Annotated in this window: 16 protein-coding genes; 9 read left to right on the forward strand and 7 right to left on the reverse strand. The window is 65.9% G+C overall.

From position 1 onward, the window contains the following. The first annotated feature begins 32 nt into the window (after positions 1-32). A complete protein-coding gene (locus tag B215_RS0111735; RefSeq protein ID WP_019369840.1) occupies positions 33-944 on the forward strand; it encodes an XdhC family protein in 912 nt (303 codons plus the stop codon). Beyond that, on the forward strand, positions 931-1545 hold the full coding sequence (locus B215_RS0111740) for a nucleotidyltransferase family protein (protein WP_019369841.1): 615 nt from the start codon (positions 931-933) through the stop codon (positions 1543-1545). Before B215_RS0111735 ends, B215_RS0111740 begins: the two co-directional genes overlap by 14 nt. Here B215_RS0111740 and B215_RS0111745 read toward each other — a convergent pair. The 4 genes from B215_RS0111745 to B215_RS0111760 are packed head-to-tail and all read right to left on the reverse strand — an operon-like array spanning position 1514 to position 6225. Then, complete coding sequence (locus B215_RS0111745) at positions 1514-2713, reverse strand: ABC transporter permease (RefSeq protein WP_019369842.1); 1200 nt, start codon at positions 2711-2713, stop codon at positions 1514-1516. The genes B215_RS0111740 and B215_RS0111745 overlap by 32 nt on opposite strands. 3 nt (positions 2714-2716) lie before the next feature. Next, positions 2717-3427: an ABC transporter ATP-binding protein gene (locus tag B215_RS0111750; protein WP_019369843.1), complete on the reverse strand. Its 711-nt coding sequence runs from the start codon at positions 3425-3427 to the stop codon at positions 2717-2719. Between the two features lies 1 nt (position 3428). Then, complete coding sequence (locus B215_RS0111755) at positions 3429-4754, reverse strand: efflux RND transporter periplasmic adaptor subunit (RefSeq protein WP_019369844.1); 1326 nt, start codon at positions 4752-4754, stop codon at positions 3429-3431. Next, positions 4744-6225, reverse strand: coding sequence for an efflux transporter outer membrane subunit (locus B215_RS0111760; protein ID WP_037513640.1), 1482 nt, complete (start codon positions 6223-6225; stop codon positions 4744-4746). Before B215_RS0111760 ends, B215_RS0111755 begins: the two co-directional genes overlap by 11 nt. 135 nt (positions 6226-6360) lie before the next feature. On the opposite strand from B215_RS0111760, the gene acs reads away from it, so the two are divergent. From acs to B215_RS22005, 3 genes are all read left to right on the forward strand, one after another. Further along, positions 6361-8298: an acetate--CoA ligase gene (acs, locus tag B215_RS0111765; protein ID WP_019369846.1), complete on the forward strand. Its 1938-nt coding sequence runs from the start codon at positions 6361-6363 to the stop codon at positions 8296-8298. Between the two features lie 143 nt (positions 8299-8441). Next, positions 8442-10472 carry a M13 family metallopeptidase gene (locus B215_RS0111770; protein WP_037513642.1) on the forward strand — a complete coding sequence of 677 codons (2031 nt, stop codon included), beginning with the start codon at positions 8442-8444 and terminating at the stop codon, positions 10470-10472. Positions 10473-10661: 189 nt separating this feature from the next. After that, positions 10662-10796: a hypothetical protein gene (locus B215_RS22005; RefSeq protein WP_019369848.1), complete on the forward strand. Its 135-nt coding sequence runs from the start codon at positions 10662-10664 to the stop codon at positions 10794-10796. 81 nt (positions 10797-10877) lie between these two features. Here B215_RS22005 and B215_RS0111780 read toward each other — a convergent pair whose 3' ends face one another. Next, positions 10878-12473, reverse strand: a complete 1596-nt coding sequence (locus B215_RS0111780; protein WP_019369849.1) for a peptide MFS transporter — start codon at positions 12471-12473, stop codon at positions 10878-10880. A gap of 122 nt (positions 12474-12595) precedes the next feature. On the opposite strand from B215_RS0111780, the gene B215_RS0111785 reads away from it, so the two are divergent. From B215_RS0111785 to B215_RS0111800, 4 genes are read left to right on the forward strand one after another with little or no spacing between them, the layout of a single operon-like run. Continuing rightward, positions 12596-13177, forward strand: coding sequence for a nitroreductase family protein (locus B215_RS0111785; protein ID WP_019369850.1), 582 nt, complete (start codon positions 12596-12598; stop codon positions 13175-13177). 37 nt (positions 13178-13214) lie between these two features. After that, on the forward strand, positions 13215-13577 hold the full coding sequence (locus B215_RS0111790) for a GntR family transcriptional regulator (protein WP_019369851.1): 363 nt from the start codon (positions 13215-13217) through the stop codon (positions 13575-13577). A gap of 4 nt (positions 13578-13581) precedes the next feature. Continuing rightward, a complete protein-coding gene (lepB, locus tag B215_RS0111795; protein WP_019369852.1) occupies positions 13582-14418 on the forward strand; it encodes a signal peptidase I in 837 nt (278 codons plus the stop codon). After that, positions 14415-15071 (forward strand): hypothetical protein, encoded by a 657-nt coding sequence (locus B215_RS0111800; RefSeq protein ID WP_037513645.1) that lies wholly within the window; start codon positions 14415-14417, stop codon positions 15069-15071. Before lepB ends, B215_RS0111800 begins: the two co-directional genes overlap by 4 nt. Positions 15072-15177: 106 nt before the next feature. Here the strand turns inward: B215_RS0111800 and B215_RS0111805 are convergent, their stop codons facing one another. Both B215_RS0111805 and B215_RS0111810 read right to left on the reverse strand, forming a co-directional pair. Beyond that, positions 15178-15477 (reverse strand): hypothetical protein, encoded by a 300-nt coding sequence (locus B215_RS0111805; RefSeq protein WP_019369854.1) that lies wholly within the window; start codon positions 15475-15477, stop codon positions 15178-15180. A 16-nt stretch (positions 15478-15493) separates the two neighbouring features. Then, positions 15494-18331: a M16 family metallopeptidase gene (locus B215_RS0111810; RefSeq protein ID WP_019369855.1), complete on the reverse strand. Its 2838-nt coding sequence runs from the start codon at positions 18329-18331 to the stop codon at positions 15494-15496. Between the last annotated feature and the right edge of the window lie 52 nt (positions 18332-18383).

The raw sequence follows: 18383 nt of genomic DNA on the forward strand, positions 1-18383 counted from the left end.
GTTAGGCAGCGGATGTGACGGGAGCGAGACAAGTGGCCGACAACGATAGCGTCCTGGCAGCTGCCGAAGCCTGGCGTGGGGCGCCGATGGCGCTTGCGACGGTGGTGACGACCTGGGGATCGGCCCCCCGCCCGCGCGGCAGCCATCTGCTCGTGCACGCCGACGGCCGGTTCGAAGGCTCGGTGTCTGGCGGCTGTGTCGAAACCGACATCCTGCAGACCGCCGCTGAGGTGATTGCCGGCGCTCCGGCGGTGGTGAAGGACTATGGCGTCGCCGATGCGGCTGCCTGGGAAGTGGGGCTCCCGTGCGGCGGGCAGATCGCGGTGCTGGTGCAGCCAGTGTCGATCAAGGGCTTCCCGCCCGAGTTGTTCGATGCGATCCGAGAGGCCCGTGCTGAAGGGCGGTCGCTGGACGTGGGAACCGACCTCGTGACCGGCCGCAGCGCGATCGGCGCCGGTGGTTTCGTCAACCGCTACGATCCGCCGCGCCGCCTGCTGATCGTCGGCGCGGTGCAGATCGCACAGGGACTGGCCGGGCTCGCCCGCGAGCTCGGCATCGCGACGACGGTGATCGATCCGCGCGGACGCTTCCTGACCGAGGAGCGCTTCCCGGGCGTGGCGCTCGACGATCGCTGGCCAGATGAGGCGGTGACGGCGCTGAAGCCCGATCCGGCTACGGCGGTGGTTACGCTGAGCCATGATCCTAAGATCGACGATGCCGCGCTTCTCGCCGCGCTGGCGCACCCGACCGGCTATGTCGCCGCGCTCGGTTCTCGGCGCAGTCACGCGGCACGGCTGGAACGTCTGGCCACGGCGGGCGTCTCGCCTGAGGACCTAGCGCGGGTCGAGGGGCCGGCGGGACTTCCGATCGGGGCGATCGGTCCTTCGGAGATCGCCCTGTCCATCGCAGCCTCTATGGTGAAGACCTTCCATGCTCACGCCTGAGAATACGGCTCTCGTCCTCCTCGCGGCAGGGCGTTCGGAACGGTTTGCGGATGGCGACAAGCTTACCGAGCTCTATCTGGGCCAGCCGCTCGCCTTCCATGTGGTGACCGCGCTCGAAAAGATGCCGTTCCGCGCGCGGATTGCGGTGGTTTCGTGCACTGCGCTCGACTTCGCTGCGCGGGGATTCGAAGTGGTGGAGAATCCCGATCCTGCGCAGGGCCAGGCGCGTTCGGTGCGCCACGGCGTCGAGGCGGCGGAAGCCGCCGGGGTCGAGGCGGTGCTGATCGCCTTGGCCGACATGCCACGGCTTACCGTCGCGCATTGCTATCGCCTGTTCGACGCCTCCGAAGGCGCCGCGACGCTGGTTGCCTCTAGCGATGGCGTGCGGCCGATGCCGCCGGCCCTGTTCGGTCGCGATCATTTCGCCGCATTGCGCGGCCTGGAAGGCGATGCGGGCGCGCGGACGCTGATCCTGCGGGGCCACCACGTCATTACCCAGCCCGACGAGCTGGTGGACATCGACACGCGCGAAGACCTGGCCGCGCTGCGGGACCGCGAAGCGGCGGCGGCTATTCGTGCCGCAAGGCGTCGATCGGATTGAGCGCCGCGGCGCGCCGGGCCGGGAAGAAGCCGAAAACGATCCCGATCAGCGCCGAAATCCCGAAGCTGAGCAGGTTGATCGAGAGATCGAACTCGAACGGCAGCTTGGCGAGCGTCGCCAGCCCCCAGGAGGCGAAAAACGCCAGCGCCACGCCCATCAGGCCACCCAGGCAGGAAAGCGCGACCGCTTCAACCAGGAATTGCAGCAGCACTTCCTTGCCCAGCGCGCCGATCGCCAGACGAATGCCGATCTCGCGGGTACGTTCGGTCACGGAAACGAGCATGATGTTCATGATGCCGATGCCCCCCACCAACAGGCTGACGGCCGCGATAGCGGCGACGAACAGCGTCATCTGTTGCATCTGGTTCTGAACCGTCGAGGCGAATTCGGCACTGTCGAAGATATCGAAATTGTCGGGCTGGCCGGGAGTGATGTGGCGGCGTTCGCGCAGCAGGCCGATCAACGACTTCTTGACCACGGCGGTGTCATAGCCCGGCGCCACCGCCACTTGGATCGCCAGCACGTTCTGGTTGCCGACGAAGCGGCGCTGCACCGTCTTCAGCGGCAGCACGACCGTGGAGTTGGGGTCGCTGAACCCGGCATTGTCGCGCTTCTTGAGCACGCCGATCACTTCGCAGCTGACCGTACCCAGGCGGAAGCGTTCGCCGACGGGATCTTCATTCGCGAACAGGTTGGTGCGGATGGTGTCGCCGATTACACAGACGGACTTACCGGCGCTCTGTTCGGCATCCGTGAAACGGCGGCCCCCGGCAAATTCCAGATTCTGGGCGTTGAAATAGTCGTTGCTGGTGCCGGTGACCGATGCCTGCCAGTTCTGCGCATTTCGCACTGCCAGCGCTGAGGAGGATGCCTGGGGCGCGACCGCGCTGACGCCGCTCACCTGTTGGCGGATCGCCAGCACGTCGGCATTTTCGAAGCTGGGCGGGGCATTGCCGCCGCCGCGACGCCCGCCGCTTGGGAAAACGGTAAGCGTGTTGCTCCCGAGCGAACTGATCGAATCTTGCACTGAAGCGGAGACGCCGTTGCCCAGCGTGACCATGGTGATGACAGCGGCGACACCGATGATGATGCCCAGCGTCGTGAGGAACGAACGCAGCAGGTGCCGACGGATTTCGCGGAGCGAGAGGAGGAGGGTGGTGAACAGCATGGCTCAGGCCCCGATCGCAGACGGAGCGTTGGTTTCCGTTCGCTCCACCAGCCCGTCCTTGAAATGCACGATCGTTTTGGCGAATGCGGCCATGTCCGGCTCGTGCGTCACCATCAGCACGGTGATGCCCAGCTCCGCGTTCAATTGCTGCAGAAGGCGCATGATTTCCACCGACCGTTCGCTGTCGAGATTACCGGTCGGCTCGTCCGCGAGCAGCACGTCGGGCTTGGTGACGATCGCGCGGGCGATCGCGACGCGTTGCTGCTGGCCGCCCGACAGCTCCGACGGCGTGTGATCGGCCCAGCGATCGAGCCCGACCTGTTCGAGCGCCGCCATCGCGGCTTCGCGCCGCGCCCTGCGGTGCTCGCCGCGGTAGAGCAGCGGCAGCTCGACATTCTCCAGCGCGGTGGTGCGGGCCAGCAGGTTGAAGCCCTGGAACACGAAGCCGAGATAGCGGCGGCGCAGATAGGCGCGCTGATCGCGATCCAGCTCTTCCACATGCACGCCGCGGAACAGATAGCTGCCCCCGGTCGGCACATCGAGGCAGCCCAGGATGTTCATCGTCGTCGACTTCCCCGATCCCGAGGCGCCCATCACCGCCAGGAACGCACCGGGTTCGATCGCGAGATCGACGCCCTTCAGCGCTTGGAATGCGGTCGGCCCCTCGCCGAACGTCTTGGTGATGCCCTCAAGCTGGATCAGCGGATCGGCCATGTCAGTTCTGGTCACCCTTGGCGGGGGCGGCCGGGCCGTTGGCCTGCACGCCGACGATAACCTTCATGCCCGGCTTGAGTTGGGTGCTGGTCACCGCGGTCCGGCTGCCGTCGCTGGGCCCGGTGACGACCTCGACCTTCTGGGGCTTGCCGTCCTTCCCGACAACGTAGACGGTCTGCTTGCTGCCGCGGCCGATCGCCTTTTGCTGATCGCGCTGGCGCGGACCAAACTGGATGCCCGCGCCACCGGACTTCGTATCGGTCTCTTCTGGCGTGAAGCGCAAGGCGCCGTTGGGGATCAGCAGGGCATTGTCCAGCCGCTCGACCCCGATGGTCGCAGTCGCTGTCATGCCCGGGCGCAACGTCATGTCCGGATTGGCGACCGACAGGATCGCCGCATAGGAAACGACCTGGTTGGCAGTGGTGGTGGTGGTCGACGCGCTGGTCGACGCGGTAGACGCGGTGAGGTTCGAGCCCAGGTCGACCCGGGTGATCTGCGCGGGGAAGGTGCGGCCGGGGAAGGCGTCCACCGTGAAGCTGGCGGGCAGCCCGACCTTGACGGAGCCGACATCGGCTTCGTCGATCGCGACTTCCAGCTTCATGTGCGTCAGGTCCTGGGCGATCACGAACATGTTCGGCGTGCTGAACTGTGCTGCGACAGTTTGGCCGGCATCGACCTGGCGGGCGAGCACCACACCGTTCACCGGCGAGCGGATGATGGAGCGGGTGCGCTGGGTTTGGTTCGAGGAAAGCGAGGCCTGTGCGGAGACCACGTTCGCCTCGGCCGAGCGGAGGTTGGCGCGTGCGCGGGCGACGGCGGCGCGGGCGGTATCGAGTTCGGCCTGAGCCGGCACCTTGCCGCCCGAAAGCCGGCTGACCTCTTCCATGCGGCGGAGCTGCGCGGTCGATTCGTCGAGCGTCGCGCGGCTTTGTGCCACTGCGGCCTGATTGGCGGAGAGTGTTGCTCGGCTCTGGGTGATTGCGTCGTCCAGGCGCGCGGGGTCGATGATGGCGATCGGCTGGCCCTCGCTCACCCGGTCGTTGACGTCGACCAGCACCTCCAGAACGAGGCCCGAAATCTCGGAACCAACCGTCACCTGCCGGATCGGCGCCAGGCGACCCGTGGCGGAGACGCTGACGGCCAGCGCGCCGTTCTCAGCCGGCACTGTGATGTAGGAGGGTGGCGGCTTGGGCGCGAAGCAGCGCGAGACGAGCAGTCCCAGCACCACCACGACCAGCGCGATCACGATCCAGCGCAGGTTGCGCCGCCACCAGGGGCGCCGCTTCGTGCCCAGAAAGGCGTTGAGGTCCTGAGGTTCACTGGCCATCGGTGGCGCTGCCTGTCGTTGGAGGAAGGGGCGGGATCGGCGCGGCTTCGTCCCAGCCGCCGCCCAGCGCGACATAAAGCTGGATCAGCGCTGTCGCCTGTTCGGACTCGGCCTGGGAAAGCCCGTTCTTGGCCGAAAGCAGCGCGCTTTCGGACTGATTGAGCGTGGTGAAATCGGTGAGGCCCGAGCGATACTGGAAACGGGCGAGCAGCGCCTGGTTGGTCGCCGCCTCCAGCGCCGTGCGGAACTCGGCCTCGCGCGTGCGAGCAGCCTGGAGCGCAACGATTGCGTTCTCGATCTCCTCCAGCGCTTTCAGCACGCTTGCCTTATAGGCATAGAAGGCGCCATCCGCGCCGGCGCGGGCCGAGCGAAGCTGGCTGCGCAGCCGGCCCGAATCGAACAGCGTCTGCGCAACGTTGGCGAAGGCGCGGCCGGTGATGATGTCGAACAGCGAGCCGATCCGGCTGCTGCCCATGTTGATGCTGCCGCCCAGTGTAAGGCTAGGATAGAGCTGCGCGCGCGCCACACCGATCTGCGCGGCGGCGGCGGCGAGGCTGCGTTCGCTCGCCCGCACGTCCGGGCGCTGGCGGAGCGCATCGGCGGGAATGCCGGTATCGACGTTTAGCGGGCCGCGCGGGATCGGCTTGGGAGCTTCCAGCGCGCCGCGCAGCGCGCCGGGCGCCTGCCCGGTTAGTACACCGAGCCGCGCGACATACGAGGCATAGTTGCTTTCCAGCTGCGGGATGGTCGCCGCGGTCTGGGCGCGCTGCGACCGTGCCGTTTCGGCGTCGAGCGAGGAAACGAGGCCGGCTTGGACCCGCCAGCGGGCGATGCTGAGATTTTCGTCCTGAATGGAAAGGCTCTCGCGCGCATTGGCGAGCTGGGCCTGCGCCTGCCGGGCGAGCACATAATTGCGCGCGGTTTCCGATTCGACAGAGAGCAGCACCGCCGCGCGGTTGAACACCGTGGATTCGTACGTCGCCTGCGCGTTGCGCACGCCCGCTCTGACGCCGCCGAACAGATCCACCTGATAGCTGGCATCGAGTCCGAGCGAGAAATTGCTGCTGCCGCCCTGCGAGAAGGAGGCGATGGTGCCGTCCGGCAGGCGTGTGGTGGTGCTGCCGCCCCGCAAAGGCTCGTTGCGCGAATAGCCGGCCGAGCCGCTCACTGTCGGCAGCAGTGCCGACCGCGACTGGACCAGCGACTCGCGTGCCTGGCGCAGCCGAATCACGGCTTGGGCGATATCGAGATTGGCGGACTGCGCCTGGCCGATCAGTTGGCCAAGCATCGGATCGTCGAACCGGTCCCACCAGCGAGACAGGTCCTCGCGCGCCTTTTGCTGCACGTCGACGGAGAACTGATCGGGTATGCCGAGTTCGGCGGCAGTCTGTTGCGGACGGGCGGAGCCGATAGAACAAGCTGCCAGCGGCAGCGCCGCACAGAGCAACAGAGCAATCGCAGGTCGTGCCATAGCGTTTTATATGGCTGATACGCTTTTACCGATCCACTAAAAAAACATGTGTCTCCGTAACGATCTTGCGGCGGCAGGTGCCTTGCCTAGCCACCCCTTGCGATCCTAGATGCCCCGCGACCAGGAGGGGTCTAGATGAGCGAAAATCTGTATCCGGTGCCGGAAAGCTGGGCGAAGACTGCCCGCATCGATGCCGCAGCGTATGAACGTCTCCATGCCCAGTCGCTGTCCGACCCTGACGGGTTCTGGCTCGAACAGGCCAAGAGGCTCGACTGGATCGTGCCGCCCGCAACTGCCGGCGACTGGTCGTTCGAACAGGCCGATTTCGGTATCCGCTGGTTCGCCGACGGCAAGCTCAACGTCGCTGCCAATTGCCTCGATCGCCATCTGGCGAGCCGCGGCAGCGAGACCGCGATCCTGTGGGAGCCGGACGATCCCAAGGAGGAAGCGCGCCGGATCACTTATCTGGAGCTCTTCGAAGAGGTCTGCCGGTTCGCCAATGTGCTGAAGGCGGAAGGCGTGCGGAAGGGGGACCGGGTCACCGTCTACATGCCGATGATCCCCGAGGCGGCGGTGGCGCTGCTCGCCTGCGCGCGGATCGGCGCGATTCATTCGGTGGTGTTCGGCGGCTTTTCGCCGGAGGCACTGGCGGGCCGCATCGTCGATTGCGACAGCCGCATCGTCATCACCGCCGACGAAGGCCGGCGCGGTGGCAAGCGAGTGCCGTTGAAGGCCAATGTCGACGCGGCGCAACGCCACGCACCCGTCCTCGAGAAGGTGATCGTCGTGCAGGCGACCGGCGGCGACGTGGCGATGCAGTCCGGCCGCGACCTCTGGTATCACGAGGCGGCGGCGAAGGTTTCGGCCGACTGTCCGGCCGAGCCGATGGATGCCGAGGATCCGCTGTTCATCCTCTACACCTCGGGATCGACCGGCAAGCCCAAGGGCGTGCTGCATTCGAGCGGCGGCTATCTGCTCTGGGCGGCGTACACGCACGACGTGGTTTTTGATTACCGACCAGGCCAGATTTACTGGTGTGCGGCGGACATCGGCTGGGTCACCGGGCACAGCTATATCGTCTATGGCCCGCTGGCGAACGGAGGCACCACGCTGATGTTCGAAGGCGTGCCCACCTGGCCCGACGCAGGCCGCATGTGGCAGGTGGTCGACCGCCACCAGGTCGAAATTCTCTACACCGCGCCCACTGCGTTGCGTGCGCTGATGAAAGAGGGAGACAGCTACGTCACCTCGACCAGTCGCAAATCGCTGAAGCTGCTCGGCTCGGTCGGCGAACCGATCAATCCGGAGGCGTGGCGCTGGTATCACGACGTGGTGGGCGAGGGGCGCTGCCCGATCGTGGACACCTGGTGGCAGACCGAAACCGGCGGCCACATGATCACCCCGCTGCCGGGTGCCACTGCGCTCAAGCCGGGTTCGGCGTCGATGCCGTTCTTCGGCATTGAACCGCAGCTGGTCGATGGCGACGGCACGCTGCTGGAGGGCGCGACCGAGGGCAATCTGGTCATCGCGCGCAGCTGGCCGGGGCAGATGCGCACCGTCTGGGGCGATCACGAGCGCTTCTTCCAGACCTATTTCACCACCTATCGCGGCAAATATTTCACCGGCGATGGCTGCCGCCGCGATGCCGACGGCTATTACTGGATCACCGGCCGGGTGGACGACGTGATCAACGTCTCGGGCCATCGCATGGGCACCGCCGAGGTAGAGAGTGCGCTGGTGTTGCACGACAAGGTGGCGGAAGCTGCCGTCGTCGGCATGCCGCATGACATCAAGGGCCAGGGCATCTATGCCTATGTGACCTTGAACGCCGGGGTGGAGGCGAGCGAAGCGCTGCGCAAGGAATTGCGCGATTGGGTGCGCGGCGAAATCGGCCCGATTGCAACGCCCGACGCGATCCAGTTCGCGCCGGGCCTGCCCAAGACGCGCTCGGGCAAGATCATGCGCCGCATCCTGCGCAAGATTGCCGAGGGCGATGTGAGCAGCCTTGGCGATACCTCGACACTGGCGGATCCTGCGGTCGTGGACGATTTGGTGGCCAATCGCGTCTCCTGAGGCCGTGTGTCTCAGGAAAGAGCGGGTGCGGGGGGCAGCGATGCCCCTCCGTACAGTATCGCTTGTAACAAAATCCCGTTGCGACCGGCCGAACCCCCCGTTACACTCGCCTAATACACATCGAGATGGGGGTTCTTAACACGATGAAATCCGGTCGTTCTTTGTTGCTCGCGAGCGTCGCCGCGCTGCTCCTCTCCGCACCCGCGCTCGCCCAGACGGGCAAGCCGCATTATGGCAGCTTCGGCGTTGACCTGACGGCCCAGAAGCCTGGCGTGAAGCCCGGCGACGATTTCTGGACCTATGCCAATGGCGGTTGGGCGGAGCGCACGCAGATCGCGGCCGATCGGACCTCGGCGGGGCCGTTCGTCGATCTCGCCATCGCGGCCGAGACCAATGTGCGCACGCTGCTCGACGAGATGGCCAAGAACCCTGCGACCTATGGCGCAAGCGGCAAGCAGATCGGCGACTTCTACGCCAGCTGGATGGACGAGGCGGGGATCGAGGCGCGCGGTGCCGCGCCGCTGAAGCCCTATCTCGATCGCATCGCCGGCGTGCAGGACAAGAGCGCGCTGCAGGTGCTGTTCGCCAGCACTGGGTATGCCAGCCCTGTCGATATCGACATCATGCCGGGCCTCGCCGATCCTACGCGCTATACTGCCGCGGTCGGCCAGGGCGGACTGGGCATGCCGCGCGACTATTTCCTGAATCCGGGCGAAAAGTTCGACGCGTTCCGCAAGGCCTATCGTGCCTATGTGCAGCAGATCCAGGAGCTCGCCGGGATTCCGGACGCCAGCGCCAAGGCCGACGCCATCGTCGCGCTGGAGACGGCGATGGCCAAGGTTCAATGGTCGCCCGAGCAGAGCCGCGACATCGCCGCGCTGAACGACCCGCAGACGATCGCCGGCCTGAAGGCCAAGGCGCCCGAATTCGATTGGGCGCTGATGCTGAAGACCGCGGGGCTCGATAGCTCGCCGCAGATCCTGATGGCGCAGAACACGGCGCTGATCGCGCTGGGCAAGATCTTCGCAGAAACACCGCTGCAGACCTGGAAGGACTATGTCGCCTATCGCTTCGTCAGCGATCACGCGACCTTCCTGCCTAAGGCGTTCGATCAGGCGCGCTTCGACTTCTATTCGAAGACGCTTTCGGGTGTGCCGATGCAGCGCGAGCGTTGGAAGCGCGGCGTGCAGCTGGTGAACGGCGCGCTCGGCGAGGCGGTCGGCAAGGCCTATGTCGCCAAATATTATCCGCCGGCCGCGGAGAAGCAGATGGCCGAGCTGATCGAAAATCTGCGGGAAGCCTATCAGGAGCGGATCACCGCTTCGACGTGGATGGACGACGCCACGCGCAAGGCTGCCTTGGCCAAGCTCGCTGCCTTCGAGCCGCGGATCGGGCACCCGGACAAGTACATCGACTATGCGTCGCTGGAGGTGGTGCGGGGCGATCTGCTCGGCAACGTCATGCGCTCGGGCGAGTTCGAGCATCAGCTGGCCCTGTCGCGCTTCCCTAAGCCGGTCGATCGCAGCCTGTGGGCGATGACGCCGCAGACGGTGAACGCCTATTACAACCCGCTCTCGAATCAGATCACTTTCCCGGCGGCGATTCTGCAGCCGCCCTTCTTCGATCCCAATGCCGATCCGGCGGTGAATTACGGGGCCATCGGCGCGGTGATCGGCCATGAAATGGGCCATGGCTTCGACGATCAGGGTTCGCAGTTCGGCCCCACCGGCAAGTTTGAGAATTGGTGGACGCCCGCGGCAAAGACCGCGTTCGGCACGCGCACCGGCGCGCTGGCGGAGCAGTATAGCAGCTACGAACCGGTGCCGGGGACGAAGATCAACGGCAAGCTCACGCTCGGCGAGAATATCGGCGATCTCGGCGGCGTCGAGGCGGCCTATTCGGCGTATCAGAAGTACCAGGCCAAGCACGGCAAGGCCAAGGCGGTGGACGGCCTGAGCGGCGACCAGCGCTTCTTCCTTGCGTACGCCCAGGCCTGGCGGGTGAAGGTGCGCGAGGATGCACAGCGCCAGCAGCTGCTCACCGATCCGCACTCGCCGGCAACGGCGCGGGTGAACGGGATCGTCCGCAACGTCGACGCCTGGTACCAGGCGTTCAAGATCCAGCCGGGCGACAAGCTGTACCTGCCGCCAGAGAAGCGCGTGCATATCTGGTAAGCGAAGCGCTTATTTGGTGGACGGCCCGGTGGAAACGCCGGGCCGTTTTGCGTTCTAGGGTGCGGCAACGATCGCCAGTTGCATGATGTGCAACCAGGCGCGGCCGGCTTTGCAGTTGCGGAATCGTCGTCACAAAACCAGATGCGCCGCCCACGCTGCATTGCAGCATACGCCATTCCGAGGACCGCGATGTTTTCCCTGATTGCCCTGTATTTCGCTCATCGTCGGCTCGCCGCTCAGGCTCAGCATCCGAAGATCGACACGCGCGGCCCTGCCGTTGCCGCCAATGAACAGCATGTCATGCCGCTGCCGCTGGCAGCCTAACCGGATCGTCCGCCCTCACCCCCTCGGGCGGACGTCAGGGGCGCCGCCCTCCCCCAATCCTGTTGCGGCGCCCCGTCCCTTTCAGTTGCGCTCGTTCTGCGTGCGGGTGCCCGGTGCGGCGGGTTCCGCCAACGTCGCCTCACCGGCGAGCGCATGGCCGGCTTCGTCCCTGCCGATCGTGTCCAGGTGCATTAGCTTGGCGATCCACCAGCTGACCGGCACCGCGATGACCCCGACGACGATGATGTACCAGCCGATCGACCAATAGACTTCGAGCACGCGTTCCGGGCCGGCCCCTTCGCCGCCCGTCGCCTGCGCGATACGCGCGGCGAGGAAATTGCCCGCCGCGGTCGAGAGGAACCAGGTACCCATCATCAGCCCGACCATCGATCCAGTGGAAAGACGCGTCATGCTCGACAGGCCGACCGGCGAGAAGCACAGCTCCGCGGTCGAGTGCAGAAGATAGAGCAGGATCACGAACAGCATCGGCGTCATCGCGCCATCCTGCCCGGCCCCCAACACCAGCACGACGAAGCCGAGCCCAACCTGGATCAGGCCGAGCGCGAACTTCAGCGGGGCACTTGGCTCCAGCCCGCGCTTGCCGAGCTGCACCCAGAGGATGCCGAACAGCGGCGCCAGCGTAATGATCCAGAAGCTGTTGACCGATTGGAACCAGGAGGCGGGCATTTCCCAGCCGAACAGGTGGCGATCGACTCGCTGGTCGGTAAACACGTTCAGCGACGAGCCCGCCTGTTCGAACAGCGCCCAGAATAGCGGGCACAAGGCGATCAGGTACAGTGCGCCGAAGATGCGCATCCGCTCAACCTTGGGCAGCGTGAAAAGCGCCCTGTAGAAGATGTAGAGGAAGGTGATGCCGAAGGTGGCGAGCAACAGCGTGCCCACCAGGCCCTCGTCGCGGATGAGCAGCCAGGACACCCCCACCGCGGCTACCGAGGCGAGGTAGATCAGCCATTCGCGCGAAAGGCCCACCCGCGTCGGCGCGCGCAGCAGTGCGGGGTCGGCCGGTGCGCCCGCGTCGTGCAGATCGCGGCGGAACAGCACGAACACGACCAGGCCTAGCAGCATGCCGATGCCGGCCGCGCCGAACCCCCAGGACCAGCCGATCCGCTCCCCGAGATAGCCGACCAGGAGTGGCCCGGTGAACGCGCCCAGGTTGATTCCCATGTAGAAGATCGAAAATGCGCCGTCCCTCCGAGGATCGTCGCGCCGATACAGCTGCCCGACGAGCACCGAGATGTTCGCCTTCAGAAAGCCTGTGCCGACGATGATACAGGCCAGGCCTGCATAGAAGCCCTGCAGATAGCCCCCCTGCTCGCCCGGCGGCCCTTCCACCAGTGCGATCAGCAGGTGGCCGATCGCGATGAACACGCCACCCGCCAGAACCGCCTTGCGCGCGCCCAGATAGCGATCCGCCAGATAGCCGCCGAGCACCGGGGTGATGTACACCATCGAGGTGTAGGCGCCGTACACTGCATAGGCCGGGTTCTCGGCGAAGAGGAAATGCTTGGTCAGATAGAAGACCAGGATCGCGCGCATGCCGTAGTAGGAGAAACGCTCCCACATCTCGGCAAAGAACAGCATGAACAGGCCGCGGGGATGGCCCAGAATCGTTTTCGCCGTAGCGGGGGCACCCCCGCCGGTCGCAATTGTCGCCATGCGCCCGAAACTTCCTTTATTGCCTTGCGGGATCCAGCCCGCCAAAGCCGGCCAGACTAGCGATCCATGCGCGGCTGTGAAGAGCGGTTGTTGCCGTTGAGACCAGTTGGTAGGGCGACGCAATGACCTTCAACGATCGTTCTACGCCGCTGTCGCTCCTCCAGACTCGCCGGTCGGGAAAGCCGCGCGACCTGGCGGCGCCTGGTCCCAGCCCCGAACAGCTCGACCAGATGGTGGCGATTGCCGCGCGCACACCCGATCATGGCAAGCTGGCCCCCTGGCGGTTCGTGATCGTGCCCGATGCGGCGCGACCTGCGCTGGCGCTGAAGTTGGTCGAGATCCTGCGCGCAGAGAACCCGGCAGCAACGCCGCGCGACGAGGAAGCCGCCGCCCAGTTCGCCACCCAGGCGCCGGCGCTGGTGGTGGTGCTGTCCGCGCCGGTGCAGCCGCACAAGATTCCGCTCTGGGAGCAGGAGCTTTCCGCCGGCGCTGCGTGCATGAACCTGTTGCATGCGGCGCACGCGATGGGCTTTGCTGGCGGCTGGCTGACCGGCTGGCCGGCCTATTCGAACGGCGTGCGCGACCTGTTCGGCGGAGAGGGGCAGCGCATCGCCGGCTTCGTCTTCCTCGGAACGCCATCGCGGCCGCTGGAAGAGCGTCCGCGCGGTGACCTGTCGCAAATCGTGCACCGGTGGAATCCCTGACTATGGACTCGCGGGGCTCCTGCTGTATTATACCAGCATGACAGCCCTGGAGCACGAAGACAGCCCGGTCTACCTCAAGCTGCGGGCGACCATTGCCGCCGCGATCCTGCGAGGACAGTTCCGCGCCGGTGATCAGCTTCCCTCGGTCCGGGCGCTTGCCGCAGAGCATGGCGCCAACCCGCTGACGGTGGCTAAGGCCTATCAGAGCTTCCAGAACGACGGCTATGTCGAGGTGCGCCGCGGCGTCGGCATGTTCGTGTTGCCGGGCGCGGTCGAGCGGCTGCGGCTGGCGGAGCGCGAGCGCTTCCTGGCCGGCTATTGGCCGCGGGTTCGGGATCATATCGCGCTGCTCGGCCTCGATGTCCGCGAGCTGCTGGATGGCAGCCACGAGATCGCCTGAGCCGATGGCCGATACCAAGCCCGGGTGGAAGCGGACGCTCGGCGGTTGGGCCGTCACGCTCGGCGTCTTCTTCCTTTTCCAGAGCGCGGTGGCGCGGCCCTATTACATTCCCTCGGGTTCGATGATGCCGACGCTGCGCACCGGTGATCGACTGGTCGCGAGCAAGTTTCCCTATGGATTTTCGCAAGCCTCGCTGATGATCCATGGCAAGGACATCGCCGCGACGCGTCTGTTCGGCGGCATCCCGGCACGCGGCGATATCGTCATCGTCGTTCGTCGCGGGGACGGGGAGGACTTGATCAAGCGCGTGATCGGCCTCCCGGGCGACACGCTGGAAGTGCGGCATGGCCGGTTGATCCTGAACGGCAAGCCCGTGCCGCGCGTGGGCAGGGGCACTGCGATGATCCCAGTCGACGCGGCGGTGCCGTGCGACGAGGGGCCGATTGCCGCCTTTCGTAGGCCAGGGCCGGATGGCAAGCTCTATTGCCAGCCGCCCCTCTATCGCGAAACGCTGCCGGGCGGCGCCAGTTATGACGTGATCGATCTTGGCGATACGGTGCTGCCGAACGGCTATGTCAGCCCTGGGGACAAGTATGGCCCGGTCACTATTCCTGCGGATCATGTCTTCCTGATGGGCGATAATCGCGATCAGTCGGCCGACAGCCGCTTCGCGTCCGAAGACAAGGGACTGGGCGGCCCGGTGCCGCTTGAGACCATTGCCGGACGCGCCGAATTCGTGACGCTCAGCTATGACGGGGAGGGCGCCTGGCTCAATCCGCTCAGCTATGTCACCGCAATCCGCTGGGGCCGGACCGGCTCGACGCTGCGGCCGGCGCAATGATGCAACTGCAGGGCGACTATGCGCGCGACGGGTACGCGCTCGTGCGAGGCTTGTGTACGCCCGAGATGTGCAATGCGTTGCTGCAACAGGTGCAGGCGGATGTGCTCTCGCAAGGCGCGGTCCGGCGGCTGATGCGGCACCCCAATCTCCTGCAGCGGGAAGCAGTGGAAGTGTATGGATTTCACTACCCTCCGCTGCTCGCTTTCCTCTGGGGGTTGACGCCCAGCATCGCCACCGCGCTCGGAATGGACCTGCTGCCGAGCTACAGCTATTTCCGCATCTATCGCGAAGGCGATGTTTGCCGTGTCCATAGCGATCGCTATGCCTGCGAAGTCAGCCTATCGTTGACGCTGGACTATAGCGATGGCGTTCCCTGGCCGCTTGAAATGGCGGATATGCCGACCGAACCCTCCGCGCTGGTGGAAAGCGGGTTTGGCGATCAGCCCCACCGGTCGATCGCGATGGAGCCGGGGGATGGCGTCCTCTATCAAGGCGTTTATCGCCGACATGGGCGGATTACGCCCAATCCTAACGCCTGGTCAGCCCATCTTTTCTGCCATTGGGTTCAGCGAAACGGTGCCTATGCGGAACATGCCTTTGATGGAAAGGCATCTGTGACGCGACCAGTGAATTTCCGGCTGGAAGACGCGTAGCCCCTAGGGCGCACCCAGTAGAACGAAGCCGCGATCAAGCCTGAGCCGCCTCCGCGGCCAGGAAGGCACGGACCCCTCCCCGGTGCGGGGAAGGGCCGGCCACCGATCAGGCGCGGGTGCCGGTGATCGGGAAGCTGCCAAAGGCGCCGGCGGTAACCGTGCCGTCCAGGCTGTCGCCGCTGACAGTGGCTTCGCAGGTCAGCGTCATCGGCATAGGCACCGAGATGTTGAGCGACCAACTGAGCGTGTCGCCGCTCACCTTTCCGTCGGTGATTTCCGCCTGGCCCATGGCGCCGTTGAAGTTGCCGGTGAAGCTGTCGCCATTGCTATGGACCGTAAGTACCGCCTGCTGGTCGCCCAGCGGCGACTTGGTCACGGTGTTCCAGCTGCCATCCACATTCGCCATTTTGGGTCTCTCCTGCTCATTGGTCCGTCGGCGGGGTCGTTCCCGCCAGCGATGCCGCGGTGACCACCTCGACAGGCAGGCCGAGGCTGTCAAGTTGCGGGCGCACCTTCGCGGCATCGCCCACCACGACCCAAACGAAGCGATCGACATTCAGTGCCCCGCGTGCCGCAGCGTCAAGCTGGGCGGCGGTGAGCGCGCGATATTTTTGTGCGATCGTATCGTAGTAATTGTCGGGCCGCTGCCGCAGGTCGTTCTGCTGCATCGCCGACAGCACCGCGCCTGCCGTTTCGAATCGGCCGGCCAGTTCGCGCGTGGCGCCGTTCACCTCGCGGGTGAGCTCGGCCGACGTGACGCCCTTGCTGGTCAGGAAATCGCGCACCTGCTCGCGAATCGCCCGGATCGAATCGCCGGTCTTGTCCGCCTGCACCGGCGCGTTGACGGTGTAGGGCACGGCATGTTCGAGCCAGTTGAACCCACCGCCTGCGCCATAGCTCCAATGCTTCGTTTCGCGCAGATCCATGTTGATGCGCGAAAGAAAGCCGCCGCCCAGCACCTGGTTGGCGGTCATCGCGACGAGAAGATCGCCGGTCGGGTCAAGCGGCGTCATCTGTCCGGCATAGATTGTCGACTGCGGTGAACTTGGACGGTCGACCAGCACGATGCGCGGCGTGGACTGTTGCGGGGGGGTGCCAAAGGCCTTGCTTCCGGCGGCGCCTTCGCCCCGCCAGTCGCCGAAGCGCGCCTCGAGCGCCGCCTTCACCGCTGCGATCGGCAAATCGCTGACCACGAACAGCTTGGCCTTGTCCGGCCGTATCCAGGCGCGATGGAACGCCACAAGATCGTCGCGGGTCAACTTGGCTACCGCTGCCGGATCACCTCCGCCGTTCCCCAGCTTCGCATAGGGGTTGCTGGCGCCATAGAGCAGCCCCGGCAACGCGCGCGCGGCAAGGCTGCCCGGCTCGCTCAGTTCGAACTGGATCCCGGTCAGCGTCGTTGCCCGCACGCGCTCGACTTCCCCGGGGGCGAAGGCCGGGTGTCGCACGACGTCCGCGAACAGATCGACGCCGCCGCCCAGATTGGCGCTCGGGACGCTCAGGCTCAGATAGGTGCGATCCGCCGAACTGCCTGCACCGATATTGGCACCCAGCCGCTCCTTGGCCTCCGCAAGCGCGATCGAATCGCGGCTGGTGGTGCCCTCGTTCAGCAGCGAGAGCGTGAGATTCTGGGTGCCGGCCTTGCCGTCTGGATCGGCAGTGATCCCGGCGTCGAAGCTCATCGCGACCTGAGTCACGGGCACCGCGGTCTGCTGCGCGTAGATCAGCTCAATGCCATTGGCGAGGCGGGTGCGCTCCACCTTGGGAAAGTGGATGTCGCGCACGGCACCAACGTCGGGCAGCGGCCCGCGATCGCCCTTGGCGACGGGCGCCTCTGCCGCCGGCTTGGGTGCTGCGACCGCCTGGGCCTCGGCATAATCCTCCCGTTTGCCCGGATCGACGCGGATGGTGAGCGAGGGGCGGGTGAGCCATTTGGCGGCGGCCGCCTTCGCCTTGGCCGGCGTCATCGTCGCCACGTCCTCCAGCTGCTTGCGGAAGAAACCGGGGTCGTTGGAATAGAGCGCGCCTTCGGCCAGCGCGGACGCTTGCGCGCGCACCGATTCGAGGCCGCGAATAGTCTGGGTGACGCTGGTGGTGGCGACACGCTGCACTTCGTCCGCCGTCGGCCCCGTGGCGATCAGCTCTGCCAGGATCTCGTCCAGCCGCTTGTTGACCAGCGCGGGATCGACGCCGGGTTTCACCACCGCCTGGATCTGGAAGATGCCGACCTGCGCCATGGCATCGGACCCGGCGGAGACGCTCACCGCCAGCTTTTCCTTCCGCACGAGCGCATTGTCCAAGCGCGAACTGGCAAGGCCGCCCAGCACGCTGCCGAACACGTCGAGCGCCGCCGAATCGGGATCGTTGAGCCCGGGCACGGCCCAGCTGCGCACCAGTACCGTCGTCGGCACCGCATCCTTCAGCGTCACGGTCTTCGATGCGGTGAAGCTGGGGATCGAAACCTTGGGGAGCTCGCTTTCCGGGCCCTTGGGGATCGCCCCAAAATACTTCTCGACCAGCGGCTTCGCTTCTGCGGCGTCGATGTCGCCGGCCAGCACCAGCACGGCGTTGTTCGGGCCATAATGGGTGCGGAACCAGCCCTTCACATCCTCGATGCTGGCCTTGTCGAGATCTGCCATCGATCCGATCGGCGTGTGGCCATAGGGCGTGCCGGCGAACAGCGTCTCGAACAGTGCATATTGCACCAGTCCGAAGGGGCGGTTGTCCCCTTGGCGCTTCTCGTTCTGAACAACGCCGCGCTGCTCATCGAGCACGGCTTGCGTGATTGCCGGGGTCAGCCACCCCATCCGGTCGCTTTCCAGGAACAATGCACGTTCGAGTGCCGGCTTGGGCACGGTCTCGAAATAGTTGGTGCGATCGAAGCTGGTCGTGCCGTTCAGGTCGGTCGCGCCGACCTGCTTGAGCGGTTCGAAGAAATCGCCGGGCGCGTTCTGCGATCCGTTGAACATCAGATGTTCGAACAGATGGGCGAAGCCGGTTTTGCCGGCTGGCTCGTGCTTCGATCCGACGTCGTACCACACCGAAACCGCCACCACCGGCGCCTTGCGATCGGTGTGGACGATCACGCGCAGGCCATTGGCGAGGGTGAATTCGCTGTAGGGAAGCTTCACCTGTTCCACCAGCGCCGCGACGGGCGCGGGGCGGGTGGCAGTGACGGGTGCTTGCTGGGCACTGCCGGGCAGAACAGGAACGGCGAGCGCGATCAGTGCCGCGCTGCAGAACAATCGGAACGACTTCATGAACTCGCTATCCCCGCGTGATGATGCCGGGAGCATAGCCGCGTGCAGGCCG

Origin of the sequence: Sphingomonas sp. ATCC 31555 (assembly GCF_000282895.1) — a bacterium.
Lineage (GTDB): Bacteria > Pseudomonadota > Alphaproteobacteria > Sphingomonadales > Sphingomonadaceae > Sphingomonas.

Coding starts and splice junctions, on each gene's coding strand:
- B215_RS0111740 (WP_019369841.1), top strand. CDS start 931: ATGCTCACGCCTGAGAATACGGCTCTCGTCCTCCTCGCGGCAGGGCGT.
- B215_RS0111745 (WP_019369842.1), bottom strand. CDS start 2,713: ATGCTGTTCACCACCCTCCTCCTCTCGCTCCGCGAAATCCGTCGGCAC.
- B215_RS0111750 (WP_019369843.1), bottom strand. CDS start 3,427: ATGGCCGATCCGCTGATCCAGCTTGAGGGCATCACCAAGACGTTCGGC.
- B215_RS0111755 (WP_019369844.1), bottom strand. CDS start 4,754: ATGGCCAGTGAACCTCAGGACCTCAACGCCTTTCTGGGCACGAAGCGG.
- B215_RS0111760 (WP_037513640.1), bottom strand. CDS start 6,225: ATGGCACGACCTGCGATTGCTCTGTTGCTCTGTGCGGCGCTGCCGCTG.
- acs (WP_019369846.1), top strand. CDS start 6,361: ATGAGCGAAAATCTGTATCCGGTGCCGGAAAGCTGGGCGAAGACTGCC.
- B215_RS0111770 (WP_037513642.1), top strand. CDS start 8,442: ATGAAATCCGGTCGTTCTTTGTTGCTCGCGAGCGTCGCCGCGCTGCTC.
- B215_RS22005 (WP_019369848.1), top strand. CDS start 10,662: ATGTTTTCCCTGATTGCCCTGTATTTCGCTCATCGTCGGCTCGCCGCT.
- B215_RS0111780 (WP_019369849.1), bottom strand. CDS start 12,473: ATGGCGACAATTGCGACCGGCGGGGGTGCCCCCGCTACGGCGAAAACG.
- B215_RS0111785 (WP_019369850.1), top strand. CDS start 12,596: ATGACCTTCAACGATCGTTCTACGCCGCTGTCGCTCCTCCAGACTCGC.
- B215_RS0111790 (WP_019369851.1), top strand. CDS start 13,215: ATGACAGCCCTGGAGCACGAAGACAGCCCGGTCTACCTCAAGCTGCGG.
- lepB (WP_019369852.1), top strand. CDS start 13,582: ATGGCCGATACCAAGCCCGGGTGGAAGCGGACGCTCGGCGGTTGGGCC.
- B215_RS0111800 (WP_037513645.1), top strand. CDS start 14,415: ATGATGCAACTGCAGGGCGACTATGCGCGCGACGGGTACGCGCTCGTG.
- B215_RS0111805 (WP_019369854.1), bottom strand. CDS start 15,477: ATGGCGAATGTGGATGGCAGCTGGAACACCGTGACCAAGTCGCCGCTG.
- B215_RS0111810 (WP_019369855.1), bottom strand. CDS start 18,331: ATGAAGTCGTTCCGATTGTTCTGCAGCGCGGCACTGATCGCGCTCGCC.